General features: G+C 68.3%; 10 protein-coding genes. 3 read left to right on the plus strand and 7 right to left on the minus strand.

Annotation, left to right across the window (positions count from 1 at the left end; genetic code table 11):
• Window positions 1–127: 127 nt before the first annotated feature.
• Entirely contained in the window at window positions 128–1,714 is a 1,587-nt protein-coding gene (locus tag ABZ664_RS04405; RefSeq protein ID WP_362502832.1) for a hypothetical protein, read from the minus strand.
• A 275-nt stretch (window positions 1,715–1,989) separates the two neighbouring features.
• Here ABZ664_RS04405 and ABZ664_RS04410 point away from each other — a divergent pair, with 275 nt between their 5' ends.
• Window positions 1,990–2,826, plus strand: coding sequence for a polysaccharide deacetylase family protein (locus ABZ664_RS04410; protein WP_362502835.1), 837 nt, complete (start codon window positions 1,990–1,992; stop codon window positions 2,824–2,826).
• Between the two features lie 11 nt (window positions 2,827–2,837).
• Here ABZ664_RS04410 and ABZ664_RS04415 read toward each other — a convergent pair whose 3' ends face one another.
• From ABZ664_RS04415 to ABZ664_RS04430, 4 genes are all read right to left on the minus strand, one after another.
• Window positions 2,838–4,043 carry an acyltransferase gene (locus ABZ664_RS04415; RefSeq protein WP_362502838.1) on the minus strand — a complete coding sequence of 402 codons (1,206 nt, stop codon included), beginning with the start codon at window positions 4,041–4,043 and terminating at the stop codon, window positions 2,838–2,840.
• 81 nt (window positions 4,044–4,124) lie between these two features.
• Window positions 4,125–5,675 carry a glutamine-hydrolyzing GMP synthase gene (guaA, locus tag ABZ664_RS04420; protein ID WP_362502841.1) on the minus strand — a complete coding sequence of 517 codons (1,551 nt, stop codon included), beginning with the start codon at window positions 5,673–5,675 and terminating at the stop codon, window positions 4,125–4,127.
• Window positions 5,676–5,768: 93 nt separating this feature from the next.
• Window positions 5,769–6,656 carry an SDR family NAD(P)-dependent oxidoreductase gene (locus ABZ664_RS04425; RefSeq protein ID WP_362502844.1) on the minus strand — a complete coding sequence of 296 codons (888 nt, stop codon included), beginning with the start codon at window positions 6,654–6,656 and terminating at the stop codon, window positions 5,769–5,771.
• 251 nt (window positions 6,657–6,907) lie between these two features.
• Window positions 6,908–7,864: a hypothetical protein gene (locus ABZ664_RS04430; RefSeq protein ID WP_362502847.1), complete on the minus strand. Its 957-nt coding sequence runs from the start codon at window positions 7,862–7,864 to the stop codon at window positions 6,908–6,910.
• Window positions 7,865–8,643: 779 nt separating this feature from the next.
• Between ABZ664_RS04430 and ABZ664_RS04435 the strand changes: the two genes are divergently transcribed.
• Window positions 8,644–9,363 carry a class I SAM-dependent methyltransferase gene (locus ABZ664_RS04435; RefSeq protein WP_362502850.1) on the plus strand — a complete coding sequence of 240 codons (720 nt, stop codon included), beginning with the start codon at window positions 8,644–8,646 and terminating at the stop codon, window positions 9,361–9,363.
• An 11-nt stretch (window positions 9,364–9,374) separates the two neighbouring features.
• Here the strand turns inward: ABZ664_RS04435 and ABZ664_RS04440 are convergent, their stop codons facing one another.
• Complete coding sequence (locus ABZ664_RS04440) at window positions 9,375–10,724, minus strand: UDP-glucose/GDP-mannose dehydrogenase family protein (protein ID WP_362502853.1); 1,350 nt, start codon at window positions 10,722–10,724, stop codon at window positions 9,375–9,377.
• On the opposite strand from ABZ664_RS04440, the gene ABZ664_RS04445 reads away from it, so the two are divergent.
• The gene (locus ABZ664_RS04445) at window positions 10,723–12,042 is read left to right on the plus strand and encodes a UDP-glucose/GDP-mannose dehydrogenase family protein (RefSeq protein WP_362502856.1); all 1,320 of its coding nucleotides are present in this window, start codon (window positions 10,723–10,725) and stop codon (window positions 12,040–12,042) included. The genes ABZ664_RS04440 and ABZ664_RS04445 overlap by 2 nt on opposite strands.
• Here the strand turns inward: ABZ664_RS04445 and ABZ664_RS04450 are convergent.
• The gene (locus tag ABZ664_RS04450; RefSeq protein WP_362502859.1) at window positions 12,018–13,553 is read right to left on the minus strand and encodes a DUF885 family protein; all 1,536 of its coding nucleotides are present in this window, start codon (window positions 13,551–13,553) and stop codon (window positions 12,018–12,020) included. The two genes, ABZ664_RS04445 and ABZ664_RS04450, sit on opposite strands and share 25 nt — an antisense overlap.
• Window positions 13,554–13,843: the final 290 nt, after the last annotated feature.

A 13,843-nucleotide genomic window follows, 5' to 3' on the forward strand; every position in this document is an offset into this window, starting at 1 on the left:
ATCGGAACGGGCGTGGTGCCCAGGAGACGCGAAGGGAACCTCCGGCACGTCACACCCGGCGCCGGACCCGATCCCGGCGGCCCACGGGGACCTTCGGCTCTCCTGCGGAACGGCTCGGGGGGCACCGCTATCGACGGGAGAGCAGGATCCCCGCCTCCCGCAGGAGCAGCGGAACGAACAGGACGCCGACGAGGATCGGCGACACCATGAACCGGAAGTCCGGCGCGGTGTTGGTGAGGATCACCCCGACCTGCTGCCCCGCGACCACGGCCGCCCCCGCGAGTGCCGCCCGGCTGCCCGTCCGCCACCAGGCGAGCGCGGCCGTGGCGTAGGTGAGGTAGCACCAGAAGGGCGCCCGCCAGAGCAGCCATTCGAACTGCCTCACCGTGCTCGCGTCCAGCGCGAACAGCCCGGCGGCGAGCAGCCCTTCGGAGATCGGCCGCCGCCGCATCGCCGAGGCCGCCGGAGTGCCCTCCCAGCCGTCGGGGAGCCGGGGATCCCTTGGGGAGAAGCGGTAGAGCTCACCGCCGGGCTCGCCCGAGGTCGGGCCGAGCTGCCAGGCGAGCGCGGCGCGGCAGATCCTGGTGCTCAGGATCGTGCCCGGCGCGCGGACCAGCAGCCCTCGCCACAGCTCCAGGATCTCGGACATCCGCTGTTCGGCCCGCGCGTGGCCGAACCCGGGATCGAAGAAGACCCGCGCCATGGTCTGGCAGGTCGCCCCCCGCCGCCAGACGTCGAGCGGAGCGACCTCCGCCAGGAGTTCCCGCTGCTCGCGGTCGAAGAGGTGGGGCCTCTCCCCGTACGCCACGGCGAGGTCGCCGAACACCGTCTGGTAGGCGAACGAGCGGGACGGCGACGCGATGCCCATCGCCGGGTAGCCGACGCCCAGCAGGAGCAGGGGCGCCGCCACCGCTCCGGCCGCGAGCGCCGCGACCCGTCGGCGGGCCCCCGGGCGGCCGGACAGGAGCGCGACGAGCGGGACGGCGGCGAACAACGCCACGAGGAAGCCGTTGTTGCGGAAGAGCCCCAGGCCGAGCAGTTCGGCCCCGAGAGCGGCGAAGCGCGGGTCCCACACCCACCGGCCGCCCCCGCGACCGGCCACCCCCCGCCCGCCGGCCCCGGCCGCATCCCGCACCCGGCCCTGCTCCCGTGTGACGAGCCCGGCCACATCCCGCACCCGGCCCTCACCTCGCACGACAGTTCCAGACCGCAGCCCCGGCCGGGTCATGAGCCGTACCGCGGTGCCTGCGGCCAGTACGGCGCACACGGTGAACGGCACGTCCTTCCACATCGACACCGTGAAGGCGCCGAGCGGCGGTGACAGCGCCGCGCACCCCACCGCCACGAGCAGCGGGCGTCCCCGTACCCCCAGCGACCGGATCGCGCCCGCGAGGTGGGCCAGGGCGGCGGCCATCGCCGCCGTCTGCAGGAGGGTGACGGCGGACAGGTCGCCGGTCACCTTCAGGGAGAGCCCGAGCAGGGCGTCGTAGGCGACCGACTGCCCGGCCACCCAGGGGCCCGTCGTGACGTGCGCGACGTAGGTGACGGAGTCGGGACTCATCAACCCGGGGTGGAAGCCGAGCCACCAGCCGAGCAGCGCTAGCTGGGCGGTGGCGTAACAGGCGAGCGTGAACCGCCGGTCGCGGGCCGGTGCCCCATCGGCCGCCCCGCGCCCCTTATCGACCGGTTTCAAGCTCGCCGTACTGATCGTCATTTTTTCCCAGCGCGTTCCTCCAGGGGACCGATGCCCATCATCGAGTACGCCCGAGGCGCGCCCTGGGCGCCCACAGCCCGCTATACGCACCCATGACCTGGGGAAACGTCAAGTTTGCGTTGGGCGAAGACAGTGCGCCCCGGCCGCGGGAGAGCACGCCTTTCACAGGACATCGTGACGCTTCAGCCTCAGGAGGCATCAGGCACCTCGATAGGATGCCCATTCGACCGACGTCGATTTGACCCGGAGCTCCCCTCATGAAGTCTCCTGTCCGAATGTTGCTGGCCACATCCTGTGCGCTGGCCATGATTTCCGTCCCGACCACCGCGTGGAGCGCGGAGAAGCCCGAACCGACGGCCACGACGGCGAGCAAGGCCAAGCCCGCCCCCAAGGCCAAGCCCGCGCCGAAGCCGAAGCCCGTGGACTGCGCGAAGGTGAAGTGCATCGCGCTCACCTTCGACGACGGCCCCGGCAAGTACGCCGACAAGTTGCTCGACACCTTCAAGAAGCACAAGTCCAAGGCGACGTTCTTCCTTGAGGGCCAGTACGTGAAGTCCCGCCCCGCGTTCGCCAAGCGGATGGTCACCGAAGGCCATGACATCGGTAACCACAGCTACACCCACCCGCACCTGCGGGAGATCTCGGAAGACAAGATCCGCGAGGAACTCACCAAGACCCAGGACATCGTCAAGAAGGTCACCGGCAAGTACCCGACGACGATTCGCCCGCCCTACGGCGAGTTCGACGAGCGGGTCTCGGCGATCGCCACCCAGATGAACATGCCGATCATCCTGTGGAACGGCGGCTCACGAGACTGGGCGACCAAGAACGAGAAGGCCATCTACGACGAGGTGCTCAAGAACGCCAAGCGTGACGGGGTCATCCTCATGCACGACTGGGTGGAGCAGACCGTCAAGGTGATGCCGAAGCTGCTGACCGCGCTCCAGAAGCAGGGCTACCACGTGGTGGCCGTCTCCTCGCTGCGCGGCGCCAAGGCCACCCAGCCCGGGGAGGTCTACCCCGTCGGCTCCGAGAAGGACAAGGAGCTGCCCTCCGAGTCGCCCACCGGCGACCCCGAGGACTACGGCCAGTCCCCCGACGACGGTCTCTGAGCCTTGAACCCTCACCGTGTGGGGGCGACCTCGCTGGAGGACGGCCTCCGGGCCAGCCGCCTGCCCAGCCGCTGCATGGGAAGCTCCACGTAGCGGTAGGTGAGCAGGCTCAGGCCGAGCACCACCAGCACGAACGCCACCGACAGTGAGAGCTGCACCACCTGCCCCGCGTTCCGCACGTCACCGACGACGACGTGCGCGATCCGCAGCAGCGGGTGGTGCAGCAGGTAGACCGAGTAGCTGACCAGGCCCAGCCAGACGAGGAACCTGGGCAGCCGGCGCTCGCGCAGGGCCATCGCACCCGCGAACGACGCCCCGGCCAGCGCGATGGTCGTGAACCACGGCCCCGGCTGCACCCACCACCAGCCCGCCTGCTCCGCCCAGACGGGCGCCAGCGCCACGAGCACGGTCGCCGCCGCCACGGGCCAGAGCCCGCCCGAGCCCTGCTCCCAGCGGCGGATCGCGGTCCCCGCGAACATCACCGACAGGATCGCGGCCCCGAACCACGGCACGAAACTCGAAAAGATCAGAAGCACCAGCGCCGTCGCGCCGAGAACGTACGCGGCGGTCCTCCTGAACCGGCCGCCGATCAGGCCCACCAGGCCCACGAAGAACAGCACGCCGGACACGTACGCGGGCCAGGGGCCCCGTAGCAGCGGTGCCGTCAGCACCAGCCCCACCGCGACCGCGGCGACACCGAAGCCCACCGCGAAGGTCCCGCTCGCGCGGTGCAGCCCGCCGACGAACAGCGCGGTGACGACCAGGTAGAAGACCATCTCGTAGGAGAGCGTCCACATGGTGTCTGCGAGGCCGCCCCTGCCCACCACGTCCAGCAGCATCGTGGCGTGCGCGGCCACCGACGACAGATCCCTGGGCACCTGCTCGCGGACGGGCATCCAGAACGCCATCACCAGGACGAGCGCCGAGACCAGCAGGTAGATCGGGTACAGCCGGAACACGCGGCTGATCCAGAACACCCTGACATCGCCGTGCCTCTCCAGCGAGACCGGGATGATGTAGCCGCTGACCAGGAAGAACACCAGGACGCCGTACATCCCGAGGTTGAACCAGTACGGTCTCAGGGCGGGCATGAACCAGGGCAGCATGTGCTCCAGCAACACGGCGACCGCACCGATGCCACGCAACGCGTCGAGCCACGCCAGGCGGGCGACGGCGGTCTTGGGGGAGTCTGCGCCGATGGGGGTGGTGGAAGACACCCACCCCAACTTACCCGCCGTCCTCCCGCCAAACGGCGCCAACCGCCGAGGAGATCCCTCCCCTGTCGCCCGCCGAGGCGGCTACTCCCACTCGATGGTGCCCGGGGGCTTGCTGGTCACGTCGAGCACCACCCTGTTGACCTCGCGAACCTCGTTCGTGATGCGGGTGGAGACGCGGGCGAGCACGTCGTACGGGACACGCGACCAGTCGGCGGTCATCGCGTCCTCGCTGGAGACCGGGCGCAGCACGACCGGGTGACCGTAGGTGCGGCCGTCGCCCTGGACACCCACCGAGCGGACGTCGGCGAGCAGGACGACCGGGCACTGCCAGATGTCCCGGTCGAGACCGGCGCGCGAGAGCTCCTCGCGGGCGATGGCGTCCGCCTCGCGGAGGATCTCCAGGCGCTCGCGGTTCACCGCGCCGATGATGCGGATGCCCAGCCCGGGGCCGGGGAACGGCTGGCGCCAGACCATCTCGGCGGGCAGGCCCAGCTGCTCCCCCGCCCGGCGCACCTCGTCCTTGAACAGTGCTCGCAGCGGCTCCACCAGCGAGAACCGGAGATCGTCGGGGAGGCCGCCGACATTGTGGTGGGACTTGATGTTGGCGGTGCCGGTGCCGCCGCCGGACTCGACCACGTCGGGGTACAGGGTGCCCTGGACGAGGAAGTCGACGGGACCGTCGGCGAGGATGGCGCGCTGCTCGTCCTCGAAGACCCTGATGAACTCGCGACCGATGATCTTGCGCTTCTCCTCGGGGTCGGTGACCCCGTCGAGCGCCTTCAGGAAGCGCTCCTGGGCGTCGGCCACGCGCAGCTTGACGCCGGTGGCGGCCACGAAGTCGCGCTCGACCTGCTCGGCCTCGCCCTTGCGCAGCAGCCCGTGATCGACGAAGACGCAGGTCAGCCGGTCACCGATCGCCCGCTGGACCATGGCTGCGGCCACCGCGGAGTCGACGCCGCCGGACAGGCCGCAGATGGCGCGGCCCTCGGGGCCGATCTGGGCGCGGATCGCCTCGACCGCGTCCTCGACGATGTTGACCATCGTCCAGGAGGGGCGGCAGCCCGCCGCGTCGAGGAAGTGCTTCAACACGGTCTGGCCGTGCTCGGAGTGGAGAACCTCGGGGTGGAACTGGACGCCGTACAGGCCGAGCTCGGGGTGCTCGAAGGCGGCGACGGGCGTCTGGGCCGTCGCGGCGGTGACCGTGAACCCCTCGGGGGCGGCGGAGACGCTGTCACCGTGGGACATCCAGACCGACTGCGCGGCGGGCAGCCCCGCGAAGAGCACGCCCTCCTCCTCGACGTCGAGGTGGGTCCCGCCGTACTCGGCGGTGCCGGTCCTGGCGACCTTTCCACCCAGCTCCTGGGCCATGACCTGGAAGCCGTAGCAGATGCCGAAGGTCGGCACGCCGGTCTCGAACAGGCCCGCGGGGGCCGCGGGAGCACCCTCGGCGTACACCGAGGAGGGGCCCCCGGACAGGATGATCGCCTTGGGCTTCTTGGCCATCATCTCCTCGACCGGCATCGTCGAGGGGACGATCTCGGAGTAGACGTGGCATTCACGCACCCTTCGCGCGATCAGCTGCGCGTACTGCGCGCCGAAGTCGACGACCAGGACCGTGTCGAACTCAGACACCAAGACCCCCAAAAGGAACAGAGCGGTGTCCCCAGTCTATCGGCGCCCGTCAGCCCGCCCGCTCGCAGCCGAAAAGATCTCCCGCGGCCCCGTCTACCCGCGATCGGGAAGCACTCCCCCACCCGCACGGTCCCCCCTGCCGGAGAACGAGGGCAGCGCCCCGGCGATCAACGCCTCTGTCTGCTCGCGCAGGATCTCCGCGTAACCCGGGTGGGTGAGGACCAGGAAACGCTCCTCGCGGATGGCGTCCACCGCCGCCCGGGCCACCTCGGCCGGGTCGATGCCCTCCTCCACGAGGCCGTCGATGATCGCGGCGGAGACCTCCTCGTCCTCGTCCTCGGCGCGACCGGCGGCCACGAGGTTCTCCGGCCGGTGGCGGCCGGAGCGGTTCAGGCCGGTACGCACCCCGCCGGGGCACAGCGCGGTCACCCGGAGCCTGGAGCCGGCCGCCGCGAGATCCTGGGCGAGGGACTGCGAGGCGGCGAGCGCGGCGTACTTCGAGACCGAATAGGGGCCGAAGTACGGGATGGCGAACAGGCCCGCAGCGGAGACGGTGTTGAGGATGTGCCCCTCGGTGTCCTGGTCGATCATGCGGGGCACGAAGGCCCGGACGCCGTTGAGTATGCCCCACAGGTTCACCCCGAGCGGCCAGGCGAAGTCCTCCGGCTCCCTCGTCCACATCCGGCCGCCCTGGAAGACCCCCGCGTTGTTGCACAGCACGTGGACCGCGCCCAGCTCACCGAACGTACGGTCGGCGAGGTGCTCCACGGCCACCTGATCGGAGACGTCGGCGATCTCGGTGAGGACCTTGCCCCCGTCGGCGCTCGCCTCCACCAGCGAGGCGGTGTCCGCGAGATCTCCCGGCTCGACGTCGGCGAGCATGAGGGACATCCCCTCCGCGGCCAGGCCCAGCGCGAGCGCCCTCCCGATCCCGCCACCCGCCCCCGTGACGACCGCGACCTTGCCCGACAACTCCCGCATGGCACTTCCTCCCAGCCCGATGGTTCACGGATCGTCGTACCTCCAGGCCGGTGGTTCACACCTGACGCTCCTCCGGTTCGTGCCGTACCTGGCGACCGATGGTGTCCAAAGCCAACGTGAAGAGCCCACCACCAACCGGCGACGAGATGTCCTTCATCACCGGCACCTACCTGGTCTTCGACGGCGGCACCACCGCCGTCGACCGCTGAACCTGCCCCAGACCTGATCGCCGTACTGTCATTGATCTTGAGTCATCTCTGTTCTTCGAGCTCCGCCACTCCCTGACGAAACCGCGCCACAACCACGGCATTGGGATAAAAGCGCTCCAGCGTGGTACCGAGGTCATGGCTTCGGGTGACGATCGCCGCGGCATAACGCGGCGCGGAGATCGCGGACAGACCATGAACGACCGCCTGCTCGGGGTCGCCCAGCCGGGCACAGGCGACCCCGAGGTCCAAGGCGGTGATCGCTCGTCTCGTCGGAGACACCTGTGGAGCCTGCTCGTACACCTCCATCGCCTGCTCGGCGAAGTCACGGGCCTGCCCATCGTGACCGAGCCACAAACTGGAGGTCGCGGCGATCGACCAGGCCCGTACGGCATCGGCGCTGAACAGTCCGTTCGCATGAGGCGAATGCCGCTCTGCCTGGTCGCGGAGCGCCTCCAGCGCTTCAGATGCCGGGACTGCGTGACCGAGCCGTGCGTGGGTCCGAGCGAGTTGTCCGGTCAGGCGCGTCTGAGCAGCGCTTCCCGCTGGAGCCTGGCCCACTCCCCGTTGGGCGGCGCGAAGCGCTTCATACGGCCGGTCGTCATAGAGCCAGGTCGTCGCCTCCACGTCCCACGCCCACGCCGCCGTCTCATCGTGATCGGCCTCGTCCGCGTGATGACGGGCATCGGCCGCGTACGCGAGCGCTGCCCGTACATCCCCTCGATCATGGGCCGTCCACGCGAGGATCAGCGACAGCCAGGCCGCGGCGATGTACAGCTCGCGGCGCTGCTTGAGCGTCATACGCAGCTGAAGCAACTCCGCGACGTGGCGGCGATCCGTGAGCGCGGCCTGCCACAGCTCGGCCGCGTCGTACCGAGAGTAATCAGTGCCGTAGTCACCGATGACCCGATAGAGATGCTCCAGGCTGCTCGGTCCGAGATCGGTCTGTTCACTGCGACGGGTCAACTCCCGAGCTTCGCTCTCGGCACTCGTGATCAGCAAGCCAGGCACAACGAAAGCTGCCGCCCCCAGACGCAGTGCGTCACGACGATTCGTACGATCACCTCCTGACGGGTGTGGTGTGTAGTCAGTGCCGAATCCAAGCTGGACCGGCCCCGTCTCGAAAAGCCTGCCAAGCCGGTCCTGGTAGTCATCGTCCGGACGATTCCCGTTCTCCCAACGGCGCCAAGCCCGCTCGTCCACTCCGCGCAGGGGCAGCTCAGCGGCTTGAGCGACCGTGATGAGTCGAGCAACCGCCTCAGAGACGGTCCAGCCTCGGGCAAGCCGAGCACTTTTCAGGCGACTGTGACCACAACAAACATGGATCTCCTGCGCAAGGTCATGAAGGACCTGCGGCGAAAGCCCGTCACCGTATGCGGCCAGCGCACGGGCGCGGATCGCGCTAGTACATCGCATGTCGTGAGATGTCGGCACTGATCTCTCCGCGAAAGACGCAGAAACAGGTGGCAGGACAGTCACGCCTCACCCTCCCCCGATTAACCACATCCGGCAAGAGGGCACACCACGCCCTCACTCCGGACCGTATGCGTCCAACTACAGGGCGTCAATTGCCACTGGCAGTGGTGGGCGGTTACAGCCGACAGTTCATACCCCGCCTCATTTCAAGAAGAGGCGGCCCCACTGAACGCCGCTTTGGCCGGATGAACACCTCGGAGGTAGACGTGGCCACACCATCAACTCGTGCTCACTACTCCAACCCTGGAGCGATCTTCACAACCACCGCTGACGCCTACGTCCGTTATCGACCGGAGCACCCCGGCGTGCTCATCGACTACATCGCCGAAACCGCCCATGCCGCCGCCAACGACGCCCCCGTCCTCGACCTGGGGAGCGGGCCCGGCGTGATCGCCGTGCGCCTTGCCGAACTGGGCATTCCAGTGATCGCAGTTGAACCCAACGAAGAAATGCTGGCAGCCGGCCGCCAACGGACCGCCGACCGCGGTATCGAAAACATCGATTGGCGACAGGGGGATTCGTCCACAGTGTCGGACCTTCCACTCATCCGAGGCACGGTGATCGGCGACGCCTTTCACTACATGCCCCGAGATCAGGTCCTGGCAGACCTGCACGGGATCACCGTGTCCGGCGGGTTCGTCGCCATAGTCGTCAGCCACGCGCTCGGCACACCGAAGGCGTGGTGGGAACCGATCCTGGACCGCATCCGCGACCGATTCCTCGGCACCCACCGCGCCGCAGGACCAGATGCCCCTTTCCAATACCTCACCGAAGACCACGAGACGGTACTGCGCCGGTCAGATTTCCCTCGCGTACGAGCCCTGCGCACCGATTACCGCCTGGACCTCACCACTGAGGAATTGATCGGTTTGCAGTACACCTATGCCTTCTCCTCAAGGGCGGTGCTCGGCGAGCTCCAAGAGGAGTACGAACAGGCACTACGGAATGCGCTAACCGCCGTGGAACCATCTGGAGGATTCGCGGCGACCCTGCAGACCGCCGTGATCATCGGCGAGCGTCCGTGAAAGGCCTGGCATCAGCTCCGACCAAGCCGGTGCAGTGTCCATTCGGCATCCTGCCACCGGGATATGTCGAGGACGCTTCGAGCGTCAATCATGACCTGCCGATCCACGACCTTGGCAACGCTTTCCGGATCGAGGTCACGAAACTCCGGCCACGCGGTCATGGTGACCAGGACGTCAGCTCCCGTAGCGGCTGCCAGGGCATCTTCGGCGTAGTCAAGTTCTGGGTGAACAAGGCGAGCATTTTCCACAGCCATCGGATCGTAGATCGTGACCACCGCTCCGAGCGAGTGGAGACGTGCCGCAACATCCAAAGCGGGGGAATCTCTCACATCGTCGGTACCGAACTTGAACGCCGCCCCCCACACGCCGACACGTCGGCCGACCATGTCACCGCCGCAGGCTTTCCTTGTCATCTCAACCACGCGCTCGCGACGACCGGTATTGATCCGATCCACCGAGTTCAGCAACTCCGCAGCGCTTTCCACGCCGAGTTCGCGGGCTCGGGCGGCGAACGCACGGGTGTCCTTGGGCAGGCAACCACCGCCATAGCCGACCCCTGCGTCCAGAAACGCCCTACCGATGCGCGGGTCCAAGCCGATGGCATCGGCGAGCTGGTTGACATCGGCGCCGGATGCCTCACAGATGTCAGCCATCGCGTTGATAAAGGAGATCTTCGTCGACAGGAAGGCGTTCGCTGCGCCTTTCACCAGCTCACAGGTGGCTGGGTCGGTAACGACAAGCGGCACCCCGGCATCGGTGATCGGTTTGTACGCCTCCCGGATCTTCTCCTCAGCCTTTGCAGAGGTCACGCCGATAACGATGCGGTCCGGTCGCAGCGTGTCCTGCACAGCATGACCTTCCCGCAAAAATTCGGGGTTCCAGGCAACGGCCACGTCTTCCCCTGCTGGAGCAAGTCCTCGTATCAGTTCCTGGGTCGCCGCCGTCGTGCCGACGGACACCGTGGACTTACCCACGATGACGCAGGCCTGGCGCAGGTGCGGTGCGAGCGAGCGCACGGCCGCGAAAACCTGCGACAGATCGTAATCGTCGCGATCGGCCATGCCGGGAGTCGCGACTCCGAGGAAGTGCATCTCACCGAACTCACCTGCCTCGGCGAAGTCGGTGGTGAACCGTAGCCGTCCGGAGGCGATGTGGCGGGTGAGCATCACATCCAAATCCGGCTCATAGAACCAGGCCCTGCCTGAACTCAGCGTTTCGATTTTGGCCGCGTCAATGTCGACGCCGACCACTTCATGGCCGATCTCAGCCATCGAGGCCGCGTGGGTCACACCCAGATGGCCACACCCGATCACGGTCATTCGCACGTGTTCATCGTCCCTTTCTTTAAGGAAGTGCAGCATGAAGATCAACATCATCGGCTGTGGACGTCTCGGCGCCCCATACGCGGCCGGGCTGGCCCGCATGGGTCACCATGTTCTCGGTCTGGACACCGACCCGAAGACCGTGCGCCTACTCAGTGCAGGCCGTACGCCCTTCGACGAACCAGGTCTGGCCGAGGCTATAGCCTCGCACGGCAGCCCAGGAAACCTTCGCTTCACCGACTCCTACGACACCGCCACGGCGTTCACGGACCTACACATCTTGTGCGTCGGTACGCCACAGCAAATCGGAGCACTCGCCGCCGACCTGGGCGATCTTGAGAGGGCCGTGATCGAGCTGTCGTCACGACTGCGCCGTGACGCAGTGATCGTGGTGAAGTCCTCGGTGCCCGTTGGCACCACGAAGCACCTGGCCGAACTCGCGCGCTCCGTGGCCCCGGCATATGTGCGGGTGACGGTCGTCTGCTCTCCGGACTTCCTTCGGGAGTCCACCTCCCTGGCCGATGTGGCTCGCCCCTCACGAATTGTGCTCGGCCTCGCCGCCGGCGACGAACATGCCGAACAGTTGCTACGGCAAGCTTGGAAAGCTCAACTCGATGCCGGTGCACTGATGGTCGTGACCGATCTGACAACAGCGGAAATGTGCAAGACCGCGGCGAATGCCTTCCTCGCCACGAAGATCTCCTTCATCAACGCCATCGCCTCACTGTGCGAAGCGACGGGAACCGATGCTTCCTCCCTTGCCCACACGTTGGCGCTGGACCCCCGCATCGGCGACGCATACCTCGACCCCGGCGTCGGCTACGGTGGCAGTTGCCTGCCCAAGGACGTGCGAAGCCTCATCGCCCAAGGACACGAACATGGTGTCGGCGCGGATCTGGAACTGCTGATTCAGGTCGACAGAGTCAACCAGCGCCGACAGCACCGTGCCGTGGACTTGGCCCGACATGCCTGTGGCGGTGACCTGAACAATCGCCGCGTCGGAGTATGGGGGCTGTCTTTCAAACCCGGTGTCGACGACCTGCGCGACTCACCGGCACTGGCCGTGGCCCTGGCGATCCACCATGAAGGCGGCATCGTCACCGCCTACGACCCCGCAGCGATGGCTTTCGCCCGGGACCTGCACCCGCAACTGCACTACGCACCCACCTCCGCTGAGGCCGTAGAGGACTCGGAGGTGCTTCTACACCTGACGGCCTGGCCGGAGTTCATTGATGCCGACCCCACCAAACTGGTGGAATCGGCCGCCGTTCCGATCGTCGTTGATGGTCGAGCGGCCCTCGACCCTGACCTGTGGGGTGACGCCGGATGGAGCTATCGGGCGTTAGGGCGGGCTTGAAGGGCGTGGCCGAGGAGGCCGAGGGGCGGGGAGCCGAGGTCGAGCATCGCGGTGTGGAAGCGGTTGAGGCCGAAGCCAGGACCCCACTCGGCCCTGGCGCGGTCACGCAGGTCGAGGATCTCCAGCTTGCCCCAGGTGTAGCGGCCGTAGGTGGGGTCGAAGGTGGCCCGCGCCGCCTCCGACAGGGCCGCGGGACCGGCGAGGTGGGTGTCGGCGGCGAACCGGCGGGCCCCCTCCTCGACGGTCATCGCACCGGAGTGCACGCCGATCGCGCAGGCCAGCCGGGTCACCCTGATGAGCGCCTCCAGCCACACCCCGATCTCGAAGCGCGGGTCGCCGGGAGCGAAGTCCTCCTCGACGCAGAGCTCCTCCGCGTAGTGCGCCCAGCCCTCCGCGAAGGAGAGCGACATCAGCGTCCGCCGCACGTCGGAACGGGCGTGGCGCAGGGCGCGACCGTGGGAGAAGTGGCCGGGGGCGACCTCGTGCACGTTGATCGCGGGAAGCGTGGTGTCGCTGAAGACCTCCAGCCACTCCTCGATGTCGCGCTCGGGCCACGAGGGGTCGGGCGGGGTGACGTGATACCACGAGGGACCGTCAGGCTCGCCCGGCGCCGCCCAGCTCATCATCGCCATGCCCCACCGGCGTGACTCGGGCGCGATGCCGACCAGGCACTCCCCGTCGTGATAGGGCACCAGGTCCTTCTCCCTGGTGAAGGCGATCGCCCTCTCGGTGCCGATCCTGGCCGCCTCGATCACACCGTCGGGGTCGGGGTGTTGCCTGACGAGCTCGCGCGCGACCTCAAGCGGCGACCGTCCCGCGAATCCCAGCGCGGCGCACGACTCCGCCAACCGGGCCATCAGGCGGTCGCGCTCGGCGTCGGCGCGCTCGGCGAGCCGTCCCAGGTCGACCGGAAGGCCCTCACCGCCGCCCATGAGCCTGGCGAGCCCCTCGGCACCGAGGGAGGCGTCCGGGTCGCCGTCGTGCGCGGCCTTCTCGACGTGCTGCACCAACCTGGCATGCGCCCTGAACGCCGCCTCACGCACACTCTCCTCGGCGTCCCCCGGCACCCCGGAGGCCAGACCGCGCACCACTCCGAGCAGGGCGGTCGCGACGGGGGCGCTGAGCAGGTCGAGCGAGGCGATCGCGCCGTCCACCGCCTCCGGCCAGCGGGCCAGGTGCGCGAGCTTGGCGGCGTTCCGCTCGGCCTCGGGGGCGTACTCGCGGTCGTAGGTGGCCAGGTCGAGGTTGCCCAGATGCTCCAGAGGGTTGCGGCGGTGCAGTTCCAGCTCGCCGAACTGCACCCGCACGGCCTCCTCGAAGATCTGCAGATGCGCCGCGTCGTACGGATCGGCGGGCAGCGGCCCCCTGCCCAGCGCGGCCAGCCCGGTGCGCACCCCCTCGGGCGAGAGGTCCTGAATGAGTCCGTCGTACTCGTGCCGCCCGGCCATTTCCCTGACGCCGGAGACGGTCAGGTCGCACACCGCGCGCAGGCGGCCGTCGAGTTCGCTCATGAACGCGACGCTATCTCAGCGAACCCTCCCGAACCCGAGAGTAAGCACTATCCGGACGCCTCTCCCAGCGCTTCAGCGCCTTGGGCAGACAGGCGACATCGATCCTGCCGAGCCCGTCCACGTCCAACGACTTGACCGCGCATTCCCCCGCCTCCAGCAGCGGCTCCCGGAAAAGGACCGCGAGCGTCTCCGCCACGCGATGGCCTGACGCCGCCCAGTGATCGTCGCCCCGCCACCCACCTTCGCGTGCCGCGTCAGACACAGTGCTTCCAGGTGACGCCGAAGGTGGG

Source organism: Streptosporangium sp. NPDC006930 (assembly GCF_040635605.1).
GTDB lineage: Bacteria > Actinomycetota > Actinomycetes > Streptosporangiales > Streptosporangiaceae > Streptosporangium.